20 protein-coding genes are annotated in these 19,616 nt (G+C 44.8%); all 20 read left to right on the top strand.

What is annotated here, in order from left to right:
• Positions 1 to 13: 13 nt before the first annotated feature.
• The 20 genes from G7092_RS30910 to G7092_RS30815 all read left to right on the top strand — a co-directional run bounded on the left by G7092_RS30910 (position 14) and on the right by G7092_RS30815 (position 19,598).
• Positions 14 to 517: a helix-turn-helix domain-containing protein gene (locus G7092_RS30910; protein ID WP_166091204.1), complete on the top strand. Its 504-nt coding sequence runs from the start codon at positions 14 to 16 to the stop codon at positions 515 to 517.
• Positions 518 to 594: 77 nt separating this feature from the next.
• Positions 595 to 1,185 (top strand): hypothetical protein, encoded by a 591-nt coding sequence (locus G7092_RS17360; RefSeq protein ID WP_129568272.1) that lies wholly within the window; start codon positions 595 to 597, stop codon positions 1,183 to 1,185.
• Between the two features lie 90 nt (positions 1,186 to 1,275).
• Entirely contained in the window at positions 1,276 to 1,692 is a 417-nt protein-coding gene (locus G7092_RS17355; protein WP_112658732.1) for a c-type cytochrome, read from the top strand.
• 10 nt (positions 1,693 to 1,702) lie between these two features.
• A complete protein-coding gene (locus G7092_RS17350) occupies positions 1,703 to 2,857 on the top strand; it encodes a hypothetical protein (protein WP_112658734.1) in 1,155 nt (384 codons plus the stop codon).
• A gap of 26 nt (positions 2,858 to 2,883) precedes the next feature.
• A complete protein-coding gene (locus G7092_RS17345; protein ID WP_112658736.1) occupies positions 2,884 to 3,150 on the top strand; it encodes a c-type cytochrome in 267 nt (88 codons plus the stop codon).
• A 65-nt stretch (positions 3,151 to 3,215) separates the two neighbouring features.
• Positions 3,216 to 3,494, top strand: a complete 279-nt coding sequence (locus tag G7092_RS17340) for a hypothetical protein (RefSeq protein WP_112658738.1) — start codon at positions 3,216 to 3,218, stop codon at positions 3,492 to 3,494.
• Positions 3,479 to 4,453 (top strand): 4Fe-4S dicluster domain-containing protein, encoded by a 975-nt coding sequence (locus G7092_RS17335; RefSeq protein WP_235953888.1) that lies wholly within the window; start codon positions 3,479 to 3,481, stop codon positions 4,451 to 4,453. The genes G7092_RS17340 and G7092_RS17335 overlap by 16 nt, the downstream gene beginning before the upstream one ends.
• 16 nt (positions 4,454 to 4,469) lie before the next feature.
• The gene (nrfD, locus tag G7092_RS17330; protein ID WP_223266107.1) at positions 4,470 to 5,798 is read left to right on the top strand and encodes an NrfD/PsrC family molybdoenzyme membrane anchor subunit; all 1,329 of its coding nucleotides are present in this window, start codon (positions 4,470 to 4,472) and stop codon (positions 5,796 to 5,798) included.
• The gene (locus G7092_RS17325) at positions 5,773 to 6,651 is read left to right on the top strand and encodes a hypothetical protein (protein ID WP_129568274.1); all 879 of its coding nucleotides are present in this window, start codon (positions 5,773 to 5,775) and stop codon (positions 6,649 to 6,651) included. Before nrfD ends, G7092_RS17325 begins: the two co-directional genes overlap by 26 nt.
• Positions 6,652 to 6,713: 62 nt before the next feature.
• Positions 6,714 to 7,370, top strand: coding sequence for a DUF4136 domain-containing protein (locus G7092_RS17320; RefSeq protein ID WP_129568275.1), 657 nt, complete (start codon positions 6,714 to 6,716; stop codon positions 7,368 to 7,370).
• A gap of 82 nt (positions 7,371 to 7,452) precedes the next feature.
• The gene (locus tag G7092_RS17315) at positions 7,453 to 9,141 is read left to right on the top strand and encodes an alpha-amylase family glycosyl hydrolase (RefSeq protein WP_129568276.1); all 1,689 of its coding nucleotides are present in this window, start codon (positions 7,453 to 7,455) and stop codon (positions 9,139 to 9,141) included.
• Between the two features lie 2 nt (positions 9,142 to 9,143).
• On the top strand, positions 9,144 to 9,791 hold the full coding sequence (locus G7092_RS17310; RefSeq protein WP_129568277.1) for a hypothetical protein: 648 nt from the start codon (positions 9,144 to 9,146) through the stop codon (positions 9,789 to 9,791).
• Positions 9,784 to 10,614, top strand: coding sequence for a DUF2764 family protein (locus G7092_RS17305; RefSeq protein ID WP_166091203.1), 831 nt, complete (start codon positions 9,784 to 9,786; stop codon positions 10,612 to 10,614). Before G7092_RS17310 ends, G7092_RS17305 begins: the two co-directional genes overlap by 8 nt.
• Before the next feature lies 1 nt (position 10,615).
• Positions 10,616 to 12,388: a V-type ATP synthase subunit A gene (locus G7092_RS17300; RefSeq protein ID WP_129568279.1), complete on the top strand. Its 1,773-nt coding sequence runs from the start codon at positions 10,616 to 10,618 to the stop codon at positions 12,386 to 12,388.
• Positions 12,369 to 13,790, top strand: a complete 1,422-nt coding sequence (locus G7092_RS17295; RefSeq protein ID WP_129568280.1) for a V-type ATP synthase subunit B — start codon at positions 12,369 to 12,371, stop codon at positions 13,788 to 13,790. The genes G7092_RS17300 and G7092_RS17295 overlap by 20 nt, the downstream gene beginning before the upstream one ends.
• Positions 13,781 to 14,371, top strand: coding sequence for a V-type ATP synthase subunit D (locus tag G7092_RS17290; RefSeq protein WP_129568281.1), 591 nt, complete (start codon positions 13,781 to 13,783; stop codon positions 14,369 to 14,371). Before G7092_RS17295 ends, G7092_RS17290 begins: the two co-directional genes overlap by 10 nt.
• A gap of 25 nt (positions 14,372 to 14,396) precedes the next feature.
• Entirely contained in the window at positions 14,397 to 15,854 is a 1,458-nt protein-coding gene (locus G7092_RS17285; RefSeq protein WP_166091202.1) for a V-type ATP synthase subunit I, read from the top strand.
• A gap of 13 nt (positions 15,855 to 15,867) precedes the next feature.
• Positions 15,868 to 16,317, top strand: a complete 450-nt coding sequence (locus tag G7092_RS17280) for an ATP synthase subunit C-like protein (protein ID WP_112658756.1) — start codon at positions 15,868 to 15,870, stop codon at positions 16,315 to 16,317.
• A 40-nt stretch (positions 16,318 to 16,357) separates the two neighbouring features.
• A complete protein-coding gene (locus tag G7092_RS30820; RefSeq protein WP_112658758.1) occupies positions 16,358 to 17,641 on the top strand; it encodes an efflux RND transporter permease subunit in 1,284 nt (427 codons plus the stop codon).
• A gap of 4 nt (positions 17,642 to 17,645) precedes the next feature.
• Entirely contained in the window at positions 17,646 to 19,598 is a 1,953-nt protein-coding gene (locus G7092_RS30815) for an efflux RND transporter permease subunit (RefSeq protein WP_129568283.1), read from the top strand.
• Positions 19,599 to 19,616: the final 18 nt, after the last annotated feature.

Raw genomic sequence — 19,616 nt, 5'->3', positions numbered from 1 at the left:
CATTAAATACCCCGTGATTTCAATTAAACTGGGTGAACTGGTTCTTAAGGGCAAAGTGAGTGCTGAAGACAAAAATAACTTTGAAAAAAAACTGAACGAAAAGGAATTTTATCTTTCTGAAACGCATCAGGAAAAAATTGTTGGCCATCTTAAAGCGCTGCTTCTCCGGTATAGGGACGAGCTGATGGATAATGAAAAGCCAATCAAGTTATCAGAGTTTGTAGTCCGTGATATGCAAATGAGTTTCTCTCATTTAAGCAGGGTTTTTTCAAAATCGCAAGGTTTAACACTCGAAAGGTACTTACTGTTACTGCGTTTAGAGAAGGCAAAGGAGTTGCTGATTCAAAAGCAATTATCCATTACCCAGGTTGGCTATAAATTGGGCTATAACAGCCCGCAATCTTTTATAACACAGTTCAGGAGAGAGATCGGTAAAACACCGCATGAGTACCAGCTAAACCCCTCACCGCCAAGGAATAACCTGGATAACCTGACAAATCAATATATCAAACAATAAGAGCATCCGGGCGAACAACGGCGGGATTAAAGTACGCTAAGTTTGTTGCCAGGTGATCATAAATAAAAAAAATTAAAATGAAAAAATTAAAATGTTTTTTGATACTGGCCGGAGGTTTCCTTGCCATATCGCAGAGTTCATTTGCCCAAAAAGACAGCAGCGGAATTTACAGGACCGCCGCCGACTTTCAGCAAAAAAAATTGTCCTATGCTATAAATTACAAAACAGAAAAGCATAAGATCAACGACGACTTTTTATTTAGCGCAAGTAAAATAAAAGTCGTACATGAGGGCAAGGCTTACTTCATGGACAAGAACAGTACCTACGGTTATAAAAGCACGACCGGTGAGGTTTTCAGATTTGTTGACAATAAGGAATACAAGGTGCTTAATCCCGAGGGACAATCCTTATTGCTCTACGCTTTTTCAAAGATCTCCACCGCAAGCAAAGGAAACGTCAGGCACTATTCGGTTTACTTCTTCAGCACCAATGCATCTTCTGTCCCGCAGCCTTTAACAAAGAGTAACCTGAAGGCAGCATTTCCCGACAATCATAAATTCCATGATACACTGGATGAAAACTTCAAAACGGATGACGAACTGGCTGCCTATGATGGTTTTCACAAAATGTATAAGGTAATCAGGGTTTTTGAAAGTAGTTTAAAATAGCAAAATAAAGGCAACTCATTCGCCTGTCGGCAGTGTGCTGTTGGAAGTTGTTTTATGCAAATCATTTTTTAACAAATAAAATTTATAATCATGAAAAAGTTACTTCAAAATATAGCTTCAAAAAAATCTCTACTGTTAATTCTTGTAGGCCCGCTTTTGGTTGCAACCAGTGCCTTTTATCAGCAAACGCTTTGGAAAGCCCCGGCAACTGCCGATGCCAAAAAAAGCCCGCTCAAGGCGGATGATGCGACCATAACCGCCGGCAAAGCCGTATATGCCCAGCATTGTCAGTCCTGTCATGGAAAAAAAGGAAAGGGTGACGGAAAATCTGCCGCGACCTTAAATACAGAGCCAGGTGATTTTACAACTGCTGCAACACAGGGGCAAAGTGACGGCGCTCTGTTCTGGAAAGTAGAAGAGGGAAGAAAAGACATGCCAAGTTTCAAAAAGAAACTAACCGAAGAGCAGGCATGGCAGGTTGTTGCCTATTTAAGAACATTAAAATAATTACAGCGCTATGAAAAGGAAACTAATAATATCGCTGGCGGGCTTGCTAATAGCCTGGTGTTCGGTACAGGCGCAAGTTACGCCTGAATATGTTGACAGTGTCGTCAGGAAAACTGTTGAATCGCAAGTTTCAAGTAACAGTAAATTCGCTCTTGTAGGGTATACCGGCATTTCTGTCGCGATTAGGAAGGACCAGTCTTCTTTTACCAACCTGGTGTTTGATCCTATTTTACTCTGGCAACCGCATCCGAAAATCCTGGTAGAAGCCGAGCTGGAGACTGAATTGGAAGGAGCCGAGACAAGTATTGAATTGGGCTACGCAAATGCATCCTATATCGTAAATAAATACCTCAGCATCCGTGCGGGAAAATTTCTTGCGCCCTGGGGCATATTTCAAGACCGGCTGCATCCCGGTTGGATCAATAAGCTGCCTACCCTTCCCGTTGGTACAGGAGAAGATCCGTATGGCATAGGCCCGATGAGCGAAATCGGCATTGATCTGCGGGGGGGAATTCCCCTTGGATCTGCGTCAATGAACTATAGTATTTACTTGTCCAATAATGCGCAGTTAGTGACCGATCCGGCGGATCCAACTTTGCAGGGCACACTGATGTATGGTAATATTGATGCCAGCAACAACAACAAGACTATCGGCGGGCGTGTCGGCTTTTTGCCCTTCGCGAATTCATCCCTGGAGATCGGCGGGTCATTCAGAACCGGTAAGGTGGGGGAAAGGACCACGCAATACCAAAATGTTGGTGCGCAACAATACGCCCTGGACCTCTCCTATAACAACCAGATGGATTTTATCGGTGGGACGTTCGATGTAAAAGGCCAGTGGAACTTCGAAAATATTGATAAAGCGGCCTATGCAAATCCGACCGACACGGCTGCCACCTATACTTTCGACAATAAACGTAACTCCATGTTTGCGCAAGCCGCTTACCGGCCAACGATGTCCTCCAGTAAGTTTCTAAAGAAAACGGAATTTGTTTTCCGGTATGCAGGCTTAAATCCGGCAAACAACCCTTTCGGGCCAGCTAAGATACAACAGTACACTTATGGAATTGATTACTGGTTTAACTGGCGCACGGTAGTAAAAGCTGCCTGGCAATCGCAAAAAGACAACAACACATTTTTTGTACAGGTAGCAGTGGGCTTTTAATTAATTGTAGTTAAAAATTAAACATCATGAAAAGGAATATAATCATCGTAGCAGCTATTGCATTAATGTCAATAGTGCTGATAGTTGAAAGCTGCGTCACTTCTAAAAAAGTAGCAGGTAAAGACGGAAGTCAGCTATGGAGTGAAAATTGCCAGCGGTGTCATAACGCCCCTCCTATTTCCGCTTTTACGAGTTCTGAATGGGGTATAGTTAATTTACACATGCGTCAGCGGGCGGTACTCACTGACGATCAGTATAAAAAGATACTTGCGTTTATGCAACAGAAGGACTAATGTAAATGCGGACTTAGCAAAATGAAGTCGGTAAGGTATCTGATTAAATACTAACAAAAAAAGTCATGAACAATAACGAAGAAATAGCCAGGGCAAAAACGACATCGAGAAGAAAATTTCTGTGGTTGTTTAGCATTTTATCTGTGTTTACAGCCGCTGCGTCATCCGGCCGTTTGCGTTTCCCGGGTAAGAAACTTTCCGGTCCCGGGAAACCGGACGACAAAAAAAGAACGGTTAAAATGCTTACACAGGATGGCAGGCTGGTCGAGGTCGATGAGTCGCTGCTGACGGCAAACAGGAAAAAAGTGACCAATACCGAGCTCCAGCAATGGATCAAAAAATAGGTGTCAAATACATTTTCAAATTAAACGAGATGGAACCAGAAAATAATTCAAGAAGGGGTTTCCTGTTAACAGGTTTGGCCGTAGCCGGGCTTGTAGCAGGCTGCACGCAAAAAAAAGACCCATTTGAAGCAGGTGCGGAGGAACAGGCCATGGCTTCAGGCAAGACAGTAAAACTACTTTCTGTAGACGGAGAAGTGATCGAGGTAGATGAGGCATTCCTTAAACCAGTCCCGCACATGCCGCCGGTATCCAACACTGAAGCAAGAGTCGGTATTCCGGGCAAAAAATTTGTCATGGTTATTGACCTTTCCAGGTGCAAAAATTTAAAAATATGCCAGGCCGCATGTGACCATGCCCATGAATTGAGTCCGGGACAGAACTGGATAAAAGTACGTCCGATGCAGGATGCAGAACATACTGCCCCATACTGGCAGCCAACGCTCTGTATGCATTGCGATGAACCGCCATGCGTTAAAGTTTGCCCCGTGGACGCCACATTTAAAAGGCAGGATGGAATCGTTTTAATTGACCACGACCGCTGCATCGGCTGCCGTTTCTGTATGGCCGCCTGCCCATACTCGACAAGGGTATTCAACTGGGGTGAGCCGGAAATCTCCACCGAAATTGCAAGCGAGCCTTACACGCCCGAATCCCCCTTTCCTCAGAAAAAAGGAACGGTAGGCAAATGTGATTTTTGTGCTGACATGACGCGAAGGGGAGAATTACCGCATTGCGTTACAGCTTGTCCGAACAACGTTTACTTGTTCGGCGATATGAATGAAGATTCGGTGTCCAACGGTTCCGAAACGTTCAGGTTCAGCGACCTGATCAGGGATAGAGGGGGGTACAGGCTGATGGAAGACCTGGGAACCAAACCAAGTGTATACTACCTTCCGCCGGTGAACAGGAACTTCCCATTTGAATCAGGGCTTGAAAACGATAAGTTACAAAATAGTTAACCTAAAATAATCAATCGTGGAAAATTCAATTTCAATAGCAGACGACGAAAAAATAATTCAGGATCTGTTGCCGGGGAAGTTTAATACCACCGGCAAAGTCTGGGTTGGCATTTTAACAGCCATTTCTTTGGTGGGTGTTTATGCCTATTATCGTCAACTGCGATATGGCTTGATAGTTACCAATATGAGGGACTATGTTTCATGGGGTATCTATATATCAAACTTTGTGTTTTTTGTGGCCATAAGTTTAGTCGGCTCCTTAATAACAGCCGTATTCCGGTTAGCTGGCGTGAAATGGGGTACCCCGCTCACACGGATCGCGGAGATGATCGCCGTGGCCGCTATCATTTTTGCCTCAATCATTATCATTGTGGATATGGGTAGCCCCGAGCGGTTCTATAATTTATTTATACATCCGCGCATCCAATCCCCCATCATGTGGGATGTGATTGTAATTACTACTTATTTTTTTATAAGTATCCTGCTTTTATATTATCCGCTGCTGCCTGATATTAAGATACTGCTTCGCTTTAAGGAAAAATCAGGGCCAGCCCTATATAAATTCTACAGCTTTCTCGGTTCCTTCTGGAAAGGCAGTCACAAACAATATTTATTGAGCAAAAAAGCCATTAATGTGCTTTGTATTACGATCATACCGGTGGCATTTACTATTCACACCGTGACCTCCTGGTTATTTGCCACAACTTACCGCCCGGGTTGGGACAGCACCAACTTTGGTGCATATTTTATAGCCGGAGCGTTTTTAGTCGGAGCCGGAGGTGTTGTCGTTGCCATGTACATTTTCAGGAAATGCAACAGTCTGGAGAAATACATTACACTGGATCATTTTGATAAAATGGGTCGGGTATTGGTTCTTTTGGCCCTCCTATACCTTTATTTTAATGTCAATGAGTTTTTAACACCCTTCTTTAAAATGAAGGAATCCGAGGCTGGTTATTTAAAAGATCTATTGTCAGGATCGTTTGCACCCATGTTTTGGTTCGCGGTGTTGACGGGAATTATCCTGCCAATCATTGTTTTATTATTCAAAAAGGGCCGGAGACCGCTACCGATGTTTATTGTAGGTATAATGGTGGTGGTTGGCGCATGGTTTAAGCGTTACCTGATTGTGACGCCAACTTTATTGCATCCCTTCCTGCCAATGCATGATGTTCCAAAAGCGTATCATTATTATTTCCCAAGCTGGGAAGAATGGGCAATCAGCATGGGTTCATTAGCGGGGGCTATGCTGATCATAACCCTGCTTAGCCGGATATTTCCAATTATTCCAATTCAAGAAACTTTAACTGAACACCATCATGAAACTGCTGCACAAAATATTTAGAGGATCGTTATTGGTTATTTTCCTGCTTTCAGGATACTATGGCTTTTCGCAGGCTACTGATAAGGGCACATTAAGCATCGCCATTAATTACTTTGTCAACAACAACCAGGCACAATACCTTTTGGTAAAGGTAAAAACCAAGGTGAACAGGAAGTTTCGGAATGTAGCAGGCATCGGGCTGAAATTATTCCTAGATAAAGATTCCATCGGCACCATGATTGGAAAAGTGGTTACCAATGAAGATGGAGAAGCAAGCGCAATGATACCATCCGCGTTACAGAAAGAATGGCGCACTTCGGTCAAACACACTTTCCTGGCATCTTTTGAAGGGAATACGAAATATGAAGCTGCAAAAGCCGACCTCAGCATTACAAAAGCAAAAATTTTAATTGATGCCGGCAGCGATAAGACGGTTACGGCAAGCGTGTTTGAAATGAAAGATACGACTTGGACGCCGGTGAAAGGTGTTGACATAGTGTTAGCTGTAAAGCGCCGGTTTGGGGACCTGCCCATAGATGAAAAGCCAACTTTTACAACTGATTCAACCGGCAAAGCTTCCGGCGATTTTAAACGGGATAGCATCCCCGGCGATGTAAAGGGGAATATTACCCTGGTTGCCAAAATAGTAGATAACGATCAGTATGGAAATTTATCAATAGAAAAAAAAGTTCCCTGGGGGGCCAAATTTATATACGCCAGCACCTTTAACAAAAGAACACTATTTGCCACAAATGACAAAGCCCCTCTTTGGCTGATACTGATCGCTACATCGATAGTTGCCGTTGTTTGGGGCATTTTAATCATGCTGGGTTTTAACTTGATCCGGATCAGGAAACTGGGCAGGGAAGCCTGATAGCTTTCTGTACCTGAAAATTGTGATTTAAATAACATTTAAATATATAAAATATATAAGTTATGAAAAAGAGTATGTGGGTTTCGACGGGCATTATGATAATAATGCTTGCGGGATGCAGCAGTATTTACAATGTCGTTTCGTCTGATTATGACAGGTCTGCTGATTTTACCAAATACAAGACCTTTGCCTGGCTGCCGGATAAAGCGGATACCGCCAATACATCGTATAATAACGAAATTATCCGGAATAATATCCGCAATTATTTTGGCCAATGTATCAGCGATAGAGGATATTCCTTTGATGCTGAAAATCCCGATGTGCTGATGCAGTTGATTATAACCAATGCAAAAAAAGAAAGGGTCATAAACGCGTATCCTAGCTCGTATTATTACAGCCCTTATTACTATGGGAGCTATTATTACTCCCCGTACCGCCTTGGTTACTATTATAATTATTATTCAACTTTCAGATACACGTACCCCGGGCCTGCATATCCCGTTGCTTATTCCGCCACACAAAAACAGGAATATGTAAATGGCGCCATCACATTAGCTTTTATAGACAGGAAAACAGGCAAGCTTATTTGGCGCGGAACGGCTGAAGGAGATATTTATGACCTCTCATTTATCAGCCAGGATTTGCATCCTGCCGTGCATAGAATATTAGCGGAGTACCCGGTGAAGCCTTTATTAACGCGCAGTCATAAAGTCAGATAAAACAGAAAAAAATATATGAACGAACTGTATAAAATTAAAATGAAGCAGAAGGTTATTCTGTAAAGTTCAATTTTCAGAACACATGAAATCAATTAAAGATATAGACCTATCCCCCAAGCCGGGTAAAGAATACTGGATGAATTGTCACCGTGAATGGCGGGAGGAGTTTATCTACTTCTTATTGGTTGACCGTTTTCATGACAACAAAAAAAGACAAAGCATGGAATTTGAAGTGAGGCATTCCGGCTTTGGCGAGGAAAAACAATTGGGTAAGTCGTGCGGGGGCACTATTCGCGGCATCACGGACCATCTTGATTATATCAAAGAACTGGGTTGTACAGCGATCTGGCTAAGCCCTGTTTTTAAAAATAACCCGGAATCCTATCACGGTTATGCCATTGAAAACTACCTGGAAATAGATCCGCGTTTTGGCACAAAGGAAGACATGGAAAAACTGGTTGAAACAGCGCACGGTTACAACATGAGTGTTTTCCTTGATATTGTTTTGCATCATAGCGGCGATAACTGGTGCTACCCCGATGATCTCGAATATTTTTATTATAAAGGTTTCAGGTTTCCTTTCGGCGGATGGCGGTATGAAGATGAACCGGCGCCAGTGGAACTGCGCGACCCGGAGTTATATGGCCGTAAAGGACAGATCCGGAATTTTGACAGTTACCCTGAAACGAGGGAAGGGGATTTCTATGGTTTAAAGGCATTCAAAAACGATGAATCTGCCGAGGCTATTTACGTTCAAAAGATATTAGCTGATATTCATTGCTATTGGATACGAGAACTGGATATAGACGGCTTCCGGCTGGATGCCGTAAAGCATATGGGCGAACTATCCATCAGCCGCTTTTGCTCAGCCATACGGGAATATGCCTATTCTCTTGGCAAGGAAAATTTCTTTCTTTTTGGCGAGGTCGTAGGCGCTGACGAAATGTACAGCCGTTATATTGGGGCTAAGACACTGTCGACGTATCACGACCAAAATATATATTATGGCTTAAATTCCGTATTGGATTTTCAGCTGTATTTCACTTTGGAAGGTGTGATCAAGGGCGCTGACTCACCGGAAAAACTGATCGACCGGTATAAACAACTCCAAAAAAGCGCCCTCGACAGGGGCGAATATGGTGAGTTTCTGGTAACCTTCCTGGACAATCATGACCAGGTTGGTTCTGACATCAAGCACCGTTACGGATACAATGCAGAACCCGCCCAAATCATTGCAGGGATCGCCTTCCTGCTTTGTGCCCTGGGTACGCCATGTATCTACTACGGTACCGAACAAGGCCTTGACGGCCACGGTAAAGGTGATACTCATATCAGGGAATGCCTGTTTAATCCAGGCGATAAAACCACCAACCTTCTCAATCAGCATTCTTCCATTTATGAAGCCATAGCCGAACTGGCAAAATTCAGGAGCACGAATAATGTGCTGAAGTTTGGCAGGATGTTCATGCGGGAAATCTCAAATGACGGCATCAACTTTCATTTGCCGGATTGCAACAAATGCACCCTGGCATTTTCCAGGATATTGGCTGGCGAGGAAATCGTATTTGTATATAATTCCTCCGCCGAGGAAACAAAGGAAGAGCACATACTGGTGGACTGCGAGGTGAACCGCAACCGTCAGTGGATGAGACCGGTATATGGCCACGGAATTGATGTAGAAATACGGCAATCGCCCGACCCCTCCAATCCGGTCAGATATATCAGGCTGGATTTAAAACCTATGCAGTTGGTTATACTTAAAAATTATTAAAAATGGAGACGAATGATTACCTGAATGCAGACCTGAAGCCGCTTGTCGAAAAAGTCTATCAGGAAGGGGTTAAAAAGGCAAAGGATGAAGCAGAGCAAATCATTGAAGCTGCAAAACGGCAGGCGGAAGAACTGCTTAAAAAAGCGGAGCAACAGATCGCCAGGCTGGAAGAACGGTCATTGGCTGAGACTAACCGGATCAGTCAAAATTTAAAAAGCGAGCTGAAGGCTGTCGCCAGTCAAACCATTAGCGCCGTCAAAACGGAACTCGCCGCGGTCATCACCAAAAAGACAAGCGTCCGCGAGATCAATGATGCTTTGGCGGAAAAAGAATTCCTGCAAAAAATCATTTCCGAGGTGCTTCGGAAGTGGGAACCCGCAGATGATCAATTCCAATTTGAATTGCTGTTAAATCAGGATGACGAAGCGCGGCTGAAGGAATTTTTTGAGCAGCGGATCAAAAAAGAATTAAGCGCCGGGGTCGATATTACAATTGACAATAAAATTAAAAGCGGCTTTAAGATCGGTGTAAAAAATGAAGATTACTACGTGGATTTTTCCGGCGGAGAGTTTGAGGAATTCTTCAAGGGGTATTTGCGTAAGGGCACATTGGAATGGATTTACGGTACAAAAGAAAACGAACATGTCTGAGCAGCATTATTTTTATCTGATCTCCGGCCTGCCGGACATTTCTGTGGAAGATGCGCATTTGCCTTTTTCTGCGAAAACATTTTTGGATGAGCATAAAGACCAGGTAGGCGAAAATGATTTCAGACTGCTCTGCTACCTGTATTATCCAAACGACAACCGCAACCTCCTCGATATACTGCTCGGGAAAAAGGAGACGACACCATCGGGTGGGTGCTATTCACTCCAGGAGCTAAAAAAGGGAATTGCGGGAGATGGGGCTTTACCGGATTATATGAACAGGTTTATTTCCGCTTTCGGCGAAAATAAGAACCGTTTCAGCGAAACCGTATGGGAAGCCAGGCTCACCGAAGCCTATTTCAGGGAAGCCATGAACTCGGGGAACGGGTTTCTTAACCGGTGGATGGAATTTGAACTGAACCTGAAAAACCTGCTGCTTTTAATGAAGAACCGTAAGCAGCAACTTCCATTTGCCGAATTCTTAATGGAAGCGAATGAAATGGCAGCAATAATGAAACAAAACCCATCGGTTGATCTCAGCACGGAATCGGCTATCGATTTTATGAGCGGCCTTTCTAAAATTATTGAAACAGGAAATATCGTTGAACAGGAAAGAAAAATTGATTTGCTGAGATGGAGGAAGCTCGAAGAAATGACCTTTTTTAACTATTTCACCGTGGAAGCCGTCATGAGTTTCCTTATTAAACTCCTGATAGTTGAACGATGGGCGAAGCTGAAGCATGATAATGAAGCAACCTTTCTTCCGTCCATATTAAGCACCTACCTCGAAAAAATTGAAATGCCCGAAACAGTAAATATACAATAAGATGCGCACCGGAAAAGTAAAAGCAATCGTTTCAAATTTGGTCATCGTTTCAGCGGATGAAACGGTTATGCAGAATGAGATCTGCATGATCCGTCTTGGCCAAATATTCCTTAAGGCAGAAGTGATTAAGGTGGTCGGCAAAGATGCTTATGTGCAGGCGTTCGAAAGCACGCGGGGCTTAAAAGTTGGTGATGAGGCGATTTTCCAGGGCCATCTGCTGGAAGCAGATCTGGGCCCCGGCATCCTTACAAAAAAATATGACGGGCTGCAAAATGATCTGGATAAGATCGAAACTGTTTTTCTTACCAGGGGCACCTATACCGATGCATTGGATAAGGACAGCGAATGGGATTTCACCCCGATCACAAAAATTGCGGAAACCGTTAGGGCAGGCAGCTGGATCGGTGAAGTAAAAGAAAAAAATATCCCGCATAAGATCATGGTTCCGTTCCTGCTCGAAGGCGAATACACCGTAAAGAAAGTGGCTGAGAAGGGGCGGTATAAAATAACGGATACCGTCGCTGTGATCGCAGATAAGGACGGAAATGAAACTGCGGTAACAATGGTGCAGAAATGGCCGGTTATCAGGCCGCTGAAAGGATATAAGGAAAAAGTCCGCCCCTATAAATTGTTGGAAACCGGCATCAGGATCATCGATATGATGAACCCATTGGCAGAGGGCGGAACAGGGTTTATTCCGGGCCCGTTCGGCAGCGGGAAGACGGTATTGCAGCATGCCATCGCCCGGCAGGCGAAAGCGGATGTCGTTGTCATGATCGCGTGCGGCGAACGGGCCAACGAAATTGTCGAGATCTTCACCGAGTTTCCCCAGCTGGATGATCCCCAGACAGGCGGCAAACTTATTGACAGAACCGTCATTATCGCCAATACCTCGAATATGCCGGTGGCATCCCGCGAAGCTTCCGTGTACACCGGGATGACCATCGCAGAGTATTACCGCGCAATGGGATTAAAAGTTTTAGTGCTGGCCGACTCCACTTCCAGGTGGGCGCAAGCGCTAAGGGAAATGTCAAACCGGATGGAAGAGCTCCCCGGCCCCGATGCCTTTCCGATGGATCTGCCGGCGGTTGTTTCCGGTTTTTATGCCCGGGCCGGCCAGGTAAAACTGGTGAACGACGCTGAAGGCAGTATTACATTTATCGGAACGGTCTCCCCGGCGGGCGGGAATTTAAAAGAGCCGGTAACGGAAGCGACAAAAAAAGCGGCGCATAGTTTTTACGCCTTGTCGCAGCAGCGCGCAGATAGTAAACGTTATCCCGCCATCGATGCTATTGAAAGTTATTCCAAGTTCCTCGACTATCCTGAATTGATCGGCTACATGCAGCAAACCATTTCGCAGAACTGGAAGGCTGAAGTGGTAAAAATGAAAGACCGCCTGTTCAAAGGCCATGAAGCGATGGAACAGATCAATATCCTCGGCGATGACAATGTTCCCCTCGATTACCACGAAAAATTCTGGAAATCGGAGTTGATCGATTTTGTCATTCTGCAACAGGATGCCTTCGATGCGGTAGACGGCTTTACCGCGCTTGACCGCTTGAAATATATGCAGGAAAAAGTGGCCGAAATCTGCGAATCATCGTTCCGGTTTTCCGATTACGAAGAAATAGGCGGTTATTTCCGGGCCATCATTAATATATGGAAGCAGATCAACTACTCCCTGTTCCAATCCGAGGAATTTAAAGGTTTTAACGGGCAATTGGATGAGTTATTAAATCAAAGGAAAAAAACAAATGAAAGCGTCCCTGTTTAAAAAAATTCATACAAAAGTTATTCATTTAACCAAGGCCACTTGTACGCTGGAGGCGACAGGGGTAGGTTATGAAGAAATGGCCATCGTGGACGGCAAAGCCGCCCAGGTCGTAAAGATAGCCGGCAAGCAGGTTACGCTGCAGGTATTTGAGGGAACAGAGGGGATCCGCACAGATGCCGAGGTCGTTTTTTTGGGTACAGCCCCAACATTAAAGGTAAGCGAAGAATTAGGCGGAAGGTTTTTCAATGCCTACGGCGATCCTATAGACGGCAAATATGCGCCTGCAGGAAAAGCGGTGGAAACAGGGGGGCCGGCATTAAACCCTGTAAGAAGGAAGCAGCCGTTCGACATGATTAAAACCGGTATAGCCGGAATTGACCTTAACAACACCCTGGTTGCCGGGCAAAAGATCCCGTTTTTTGCTGATTCCGATCAGCCCTATAATGCTGTTATTGCGCTTGTGGCGCTCCGCGCCAATGCCGACCGCATTATTCTGGGCGGCATCGGTCTTTCCAATGATGATTATTTGTATTTCAGGAGCCTCTTTGCCGATACAGACAGGCCTGAAAAGATCGTCGGCTTTATCAACACCACCGAATCCCCGGCCGTGGAGCGTCTGCTCATCCCGGACATGGCGCTGGCGGCAGCCGAATATTTCGCCATTGAAAAAAATGAAAAGGTGCTGGTATTACTCACCGACATGACTTTATACTGCGATGCGCTGAGCATCGTCTCTAATCGCATGGACCAGATCCCTTCAAAGGACAGCATGCCAGGTTCATTGTACAGCGACCTTGCAAAGATCTACGAGAAATCGCTGCAGCTTCCGTCGGGCGGTTCCATTACGATCATTTCTGTAACGACTATTTCAGAGGGCGATATTACCCATGCCATTCCGGACAATACCGGTTATATCACCGAAGGACAACTATTTTTACGAAGGGACACCGAGATAGGAAAAGTTATTATCGATCCTTTCCGCAGCTTATCCAGATTGAAACAGCTCGTGATCGGCAAAAAGACGAGGGAAGATCACCCGCAGGTGATGAATGCAGCTATTCGCCTGTATGCTGACGCGGCCAACGCCAAAACAAAACTGGAAAATGGTTTTGACCTGAGCGACTACGATAAACGCACCCTGGCATTTGCAAAACAGTACGCGCAGAAATTACTCGCCATTGACGTCAACATCGATATTACCCGGATGCTGGATATCAGCTGGAGCCTTTTCCGAAAGCATTTTCAGCCCGAAGAACTCGGCATCCGCGAGAAATATATGGAGGAATATTGGGAAAAAGCGACAGAGCCGGAAGGTGAAGACGATGTCCTAACAGACGAAAACGTAATGCTGGCAGACACCTCATTTAAACAAAGGAATAAGATAGCAGCAAAATGGCAATAAAATTTCAATATAATAAAATTTCATTGCAGGATATGCAAAAGCAATTGAAAGTTCGTTTGGACGCCCTCCCCGTGATCAGGTATAAGGAGATGGTATTGCACGCCGAAGCGGAAAAAGCAAAAAGAGAGACGACAGCCCTCGAAACGACCATTTTGAATAAAATAAACCAATACGAATATATGAATAGGCTATGGCAGGAATTTCCGCAGGATGTAATGAGCGTGAAAGAAATTAAGACAAGTCTGAAAAATATTGCCGGGGTAAAGGTACAGCAATTCGACGATGTCGTATTTGAAATCAAACCGCTTGTACTGTTCAATCAACCGTTTTGGGTTTCTGATGGCATTGCGCTGCTCTGCGACCTGCTGCGCCTTTCCATCGAAAAACAACTGCTGGTGATCAAAACGGAATCATTGAACACGGCCAGGAAAAAAACTACCCAGAAAGTTAACCTTTATGAAAAAGTACAGGTACCCGGGTACCTGATCGCCATTTCAAAGATTAAAAAGTTTATGAATGATGAAGAAAGTTTGGGAAAAGCCACCCAAAAAATTATGAAGAAAAGAATTTTAGCCATTTAAATAAACGGAAGCCATGATCGTACCGATGTATAAATTTTCAATGCTTATTTTCCATAGGGAATATGATGCTTTTTTGGAGGAACTTAAAGGTATAGGCGTTTTCCACGTAGCCGAAAGAACAAAAGGAACTGATGCCGCGCAAACTGACCAGCTTCAAATGATAACGGCAGTCAATGAGGCCATAGCTTTTCTTCTCCCATTTAAGAAGGACACGGATAGTCCGTCAACTGACGCGAATAAAACGGTTGATGAAATTCTGGAGCAGGTGAAACAAGCGAAGGAAAAATCAGGGACAGAGGTAAATGAAGAAGTGAAAACAAACCTGGAACAATCTGCAGCTGCCTGGATGTCCTTGCTGGAAAAAAGAAAAGCCGAACTGGAGGCGGTTTACGAGTTAAACCGAATGATGAAAAATACGCAGCAGGCAGCCGACGGAACGATCAGCATATTGGAAGGCTTCGTTCCGAGACCGGAGGAAAAGCGATTTTCTGCATTTCTCGCAAGCAAAGGCATTGTGTATATAGAGAAGCGGGCGCTTTTTGCTGACAATCCGCCGATCCTGCTGCATAACAACTGGTTCACCCGCCTGTTTGAACCGATAGGAAGTTTGTTTTCACTGCCAACCTACAATGATTTAGACCTCACCGTTTTCTTTGCCCCGTTTTTTGCTTTGTTCTTCGGTTTCGGTATGAACGATGCGGGTTATGGCCTGCTCCTGCTTATTGGCGCAACACTTATGAAGATTTTGGGGAAACCGAAGATCAAACGGTCATACCTTACGCTGGTGCAGCTGCTTGGCGGCATTACCTTTTGCTTCGGGCTGATTACGGGAAACATTTTCGGCTTTTCAATTGCCGAATTACCGGGGCTTTCTTTTTTAAAAAATGTATTCCTGAAAGATAAGCAGATTTTTACCCTTGCCATCGCCATCGGTTTTGTGCAGATCTTATTCGGCATGACCTTACAGGGAATCAATAAGATGGTAAAATTCGGTTTCAGGTATGGCCTTCCCCAGGTGGGCTGGATCATGATCATCCTGCATATACTCAACATGTTTTATTTCAAGATACTCCCCATGTATGCCCACGTTGACATCTTTATCGGGCTGGGCCTGATCATATTTTTTGCGGACCCCGACGCGGGTTTTTTCAAAGGGATCGGCAGCGGCATTTGGGAATTGTTCGGCATCACCGGCCTCATGGGGGATGTGCTTTCTTATATCCGTCTTTTCGCACTGGGCGTTTCAAGCGCCATACTTGGCCTGGTGATCAATAGTATTGCCTGGCAGATCGAAAAAGTATCCTACATCGGCCCCGTGCTTTTTCTTATCGTACTGATTTTTGGCCATACGTTAAACCTCTTCGTGGCTTCGCTGGGTGCCTTTGTGCACACCATGAGGCTCACGTTTGTGGAATTTTACAAGAATGCGGGATTTACCGGGGGCGGAAATCCTTATAAACCATTTGCAACTATTTCAAACTAAAAAAATAATCATTATGACAAATTTATTAATAGCATATACAGGACTCGCGCTCATGATCATCCTGCCAGGTATAGGAAGTGCGATAGGCGTTTCCATCGGCTCGAACGCCACTATCGGGGCCTTAAAAAAAAGACCCGATGCATTTGGGAATTATATGTTGCTAAGCGCCCTTTCGGGGACACATGGCCTGTTCGGGTTTGCAGCATTTTTTATCTTTTATTCGAAGGCGGTGTTTACACCGGCCATAACACCTTTTGCTGCCACAGCGGTGTTTGGCGCCGGATTAATATTCGTTGTCGCGACCTATGCGGCGATCAGGCAGGGGCAGATCTGTGCTAACGGTATAGCAGAAATTGCGTCGGGCAACGATGTTTTTGGCAAAACAATGATATTGGCGGTATTCCCTGAACTGTATTCCATCCTGGCATTTGCCGCGGCCTTTTTGATCAGTAATAAAATATAACCTATTAAAATATTAGCTAACATTTAAACCCAACCCAATTATGGTACAGGCCCTTATAAAATTTGCTTTACGAAACCGCTTTATCGTGCTACTGCTTGCTGGCGGCCTTTTTGCATGGGGAATTTATGCCGTTAAACAAAATCCGGTTGATGCGATACCGGACTTATCGGAAAACCAGGTGATCGTTTTTACGGAATGGATGGGACGCAGCCCGCAGTTGATAGAGGACCAGATCACCTATCCTTTGGTATCCAACTTACAGGGGATCCCAAATATCAAATCAGTCAGGGGTACATCCATGTTCGGCATGAGTTTCGTTTATGTCATCTTTGAAGACGATGTGGATATTTACTGGGCGCGCACCCGTGTGCTGGAGCGGCTGAATTATGCACAACGACTTTTGCCCCAGGGGATCACCCCCGCTTTAGGACCAGATGGAACAGGGGTAGGCCACGTCTTCTGGTATCACCTTGATGCCCCAAAAATGGATCTTGGAGAACAGCGTGCGCTGCAGGACTGGTATATCAAGTTCGCCTTGCAAACCGTGCCCGGCGTTTCAGAAGTGGCATCCTTCGGCGGTTTTGAAAAACAATACCAGATCATTTTGGATCCGGTAAAACTCCAGTTTTACAATATACCCCTCATGACGGTCATGAATAAAGTACGCGCCAATAACAATGATGTAGGGGGAAGGAAATTTGAAATGAGTGATATGGGCTATGTCATCCGGGGCCTGGGGTATATCAAGTCGAAGGAAGATGTGGAAAATATTGCTTTAGGCGAGAACAACGGGGTGCCGGTCAGGATAAAGGATATAGGCAGTGTACAAATGGGCGGAGACCTCCGGCTTGGGATCGTAGACGAGAACGGTACAGGTGAAATAGTAGGCGGTATCGTGGTCATGCGGTATGGACAAAGCGCAGATAAGGTCATCAAGGCTGTAAAAGCCAAAATGAAGGAAGTGGAAAAAGGGCTTCCGGAAGGGGTCACATTTAAAACTTCTTATGACCGGAGCGATCTGATAGAAGCGGCCATTCAAACAGTAACCGGAAAGTTAAAAGAAGAAATGATCGTGGTTTCTATCGTGGTGCTCATTTTCCTGTTCCACTGGCGCAGCGCAGTAAGTATTATTGTCCAGATCCCCATCACGCTTTCCATCAGTTTCATACTGCTGAATGCATTTGGCCTGTCCTCCAATTTAATGTCTTTGACCGGTATTGCTATCGCCATCGGTGTGATAGTGGATAACGGAATCATCATGTCCGAAAATGCCTACCGGAGACTTTCCGAATGGCAAAATAGTGATCACCCTGAAAATATTTAACGTTATGAAATTAATCATCAAAATAAAAGAATTTTTTAAGAAAAGGAAACCGTCTTACCGGGTGATCCCGGAGGATATCCGGATGAAGCTGGTGGAGTCTTCGTGCATACAGGTGTCAAGAGGCGTGTTCTTTTCAACCGTGATCATCATTGTTTCATTTATGCCGGTATTTCTTTTAACCGGACAGGAAGGGAAATTATTCCATCCGCTTGCCTATACGAAAACTTTCATCCTTGCTGTTGACGCTATATTAGTGGTAACACTGGCCCCGGTGCTGATTTCCTTTTTTATGAAAGGAAAGTTTTTACCCGAAAATGTAAACCCCGTTAACCGTGTGCTTGAACGGATTTATGAACCGATGATCAGGGCATGTATCAAAAGAAGGAAAATCACCATCGGGATAAATATAATTGCGTTACTCATCAGCATTCCCCTGGTGATGAGTCTGGGCCGCGAGTTTATGCCCCCGCTGGATGAAGGCACCTTGCTGTTCATGCCGGTCATGATGCCGGACGTATCCAATTCAGAAGCCAAAAAGTTATTACAGGTGCAGGATAAGATCATCGCGTCCGTGCCGGAAGTAACGCACGTAATGGGCAAAGCTGGCAGGGCCTATACCGCTACCGATAATTCCCCGATCAGCATGATAGAAACCATCATCATGCTAAAGCCAAGGGACCAGTGGAGAAAAGGTTTCACAAAAGACAGTATCATTAATGAACTGAACAAAAAGCTCCAGATTCCGGGCGTGATCAACGGATGGACCCAGCCGATCATCAACAGGATCAATATGCTTTCGACGGGTATCCGAACAGACGTCGGCATAAAAGTGTTTGGTCAGAATTTGGATACGATTTATTCCTTTTCCCAAAAGGTAGAGAAGGCGCTGGAAGGTACGCCCGGTATCAAAGACCTGTATGTCGAGCCTATCACCGGTGGGAAATATATAGATATCATTGTAAAACGGCAGGAAATCGGCCGCTATGGATTAAGCATAGATGACGTAAACGCTGTAGTGGAAAGCGCCCTTGGCGGCATGCGGCTTACCACGACCATAGAGGGACGCCAGCGATTTTCGGTGAACGCCCGTTTTGCTCAAAATTTCAGGGATAATATTCAATCCCTAAAAAGATTGCAGGTGCAAACCATGGGATATGGCCCGATCCCGCTGGAAGCTGTGGCGAACGTGAAAATTAGCGAAGGCCCGCCGATGATCAACTCTGAGAATGCCATGCTGCGCGGAACCGTCCTTTTTAACGTAAGGGAAAGAGACCTGGCAAGCACGGTAGAGGAAGCGCAAAAGAAACTGAATTCCATGATCAGCAAAATGCCAAAGGGTTATTACCTGACCTGGAGCGGAAATTATGAGAATTTGATCCGGGGTGAAAAGACCTTGAAAATTATCATGCCGGTTGTAATAGTGGTCATTTTCATGTTCATGTATTTCGCATTCAATTCCATGCGGGAATCCTTTTTAAGCTTGATCACGATCCCGTTTGCGCTTATTGGCGGGGCCTATATCGTTTACTTCTGGGGCGTAAATATTTCTATTGCCGTCGCCGTAGGATTCATTGCATTGTTCGGATTAGCCGTGGAAACAAATATTGTGATGGTTATTTACCTCAATGATGCCATGTTGCAATTAGTTGCGAAAAGAGGGAATTCGAGCGATACCATTACGAGGGATGAGCTAAAGGAATATGTGATAGCCGGGGCTGCCAAGAGGTTAAGGCCAAAGCTGATGACCGTTAGCGTATCCTTATTTGGCCTGGTGCCCATACTCTGGAGCACCGGCGTAGGAAGTGATGTGATGATACCTATTGTATTGCCTATGATAGGCGGTGTACTGACTTCTTCAACGTTTATCCTGCTGGTAACGCCGCTGATCTTCCTGATGAACAAGGAACACGAATTAAAAAAACACGGGAAAATAGAAGTAATGGAAACGCATCACTAAAAAATGAAAGTGTTGCAA

Origin of the sequence: Mucilaginibacter inviolabilis, from assembly GCF_011089895.1 — a bacterium.
GTDB lineage: Bacteria > Bacteroidota > Bacteroidia > Sphingobacteriales > Sphingobacteriaceae > Mucilaginibacter > Mucilaginibacter inviolabilis.
The sequence above is the reverse complement of the archived record's forward strand: the minus strand, read 5'-3'. Positions and strand labels throughout refer to the sequence as shown.

Excerpts from the sequence above, each read along its gene's own strand:
- G7092_RS17295 (WP_129568280.1), top strand. The coding sequence starts at position 12,369 with ATGAAAGCGTCCCTGTTTAAAAAAATTCATACAAAAGTTATTCATTTA.
- G7092_RS17350 (WP_112658734.1), top strand. The coding sequence starts at position 1,703 with ATGAAAAGGAAACTAATAATATCGCTGGCGGGCTTGCTAATAGCCTGG.
- G7092_RS17310 (WP_129568277.1), top strand. The coding sequence starts at position 9,144 with ATGGAGACGAATGATTACCTGAATGCAGACCTGAAGCCGCTTGTCGAA.
- G7092_RS17280 (WP_112658756.1), top strand. The coding sequence starts at position 15,868 with ATGACAAATTTATTAATAGCATATACAGGACTCGCGCTCATGATCATC.
- G7092_RS17360 (WP_129568272.1), top strand. The coding sequence starts at position 595 with ATGAAAAAATTAAAATGTTTTTTGATACTGGCCGGAGGTTTCCTTGCC.
- G7092_RS17305 (WP_166091203.1), top strand. The coding sequence starts at position 9,784 with ATGTCTGAGCAGCATTATTTTTATCTGATCTCCGGCCTGCCGGACATT.
- G7092_RS17315 (WP_129568276.1), top strand. The coding sequence starts at position 7,453 with ATGAAATCAATTAAAGATATAGACCTATCCCCCAAGCCGGGTAAAGAA.
- G7092_RS17290 (WP_129568281.1), top strand. The coding sequence starts at position 13,781 with ATGGCAATAAAATTTCAATATAATAAAATTTCATTGCAGGATATGCAA.
- G7092_RS17345 (WP_112658736.1), top strand. The coding sequence starts at position 2,884 with ATGAAAAGGAATATAATCATCGTAGCAGCTATTGCATTAATGTCAATA.
- G7092_RS30815 (WP_129568283.1), top strand. The coding sequence starts at position 17,646 with ATGAAATTAATCATCAAAATAAAAGAATTTTTTAAGAAAAGGAAACCG.
- G7092_RS17355 (WP_112658732.1), top strand. The coding sequence starts at position 1,276 with ATGAAAAAGTTACTTCAAAATATAGCTTCAAAAAAATCTCTACTGTTA.
- G7092_RS17325 (WP_129568274.1), top strand. The coding sequence starts at position 5,773 with ATGAAACTGCTGCACAAAATATTTAGAGGATCGTTATTGGTTATTTTC.
- G7092_RS17340 (WP_112658738.1), top strand. The coding sequence starts at position 3,216 with ATGAACAATAACGAAGAAATAGCCAGGGCAAAAACGACATCGAGAAGA.
- G7092_RS17300 (WP_129568279.1), top strand. The coding sequence starts at position 10,616 with ATGCGCACCGGAAAAGTAAAAGCAATCGTTTCAAATTTGGTCATCGTT.
- G7092_RS17320 (WP_129568275.1), top strand. The coding sequence starts at position 6,714 with ATGAAAAAGAGTATGTGGGTTTCGACGGGCATTATGATAATAATGCTT.
- G7092_RS17285 (WP_166091202.1), top strand. The coding sequence starts at position 14,397 with ATGTATAAATTTTCAATGCTTATTTTCCATAGGGAATATGATGCTTTT.
- G7092_RS30820 (WP_112658758.1), top strand. The coding sequence starts at position 16,358 with ATGGTACAGGCCCTTATAAAATTTGCTTTACGAAACCGCTTTATCGTG.
- G7092_RS17335 (WP_235953888.1), top strand. The coding sequence starts at position 3,479 with ATGGATCAAAAAATAGGTGTCAAATACATTTTCAAATTAAACGAGATG.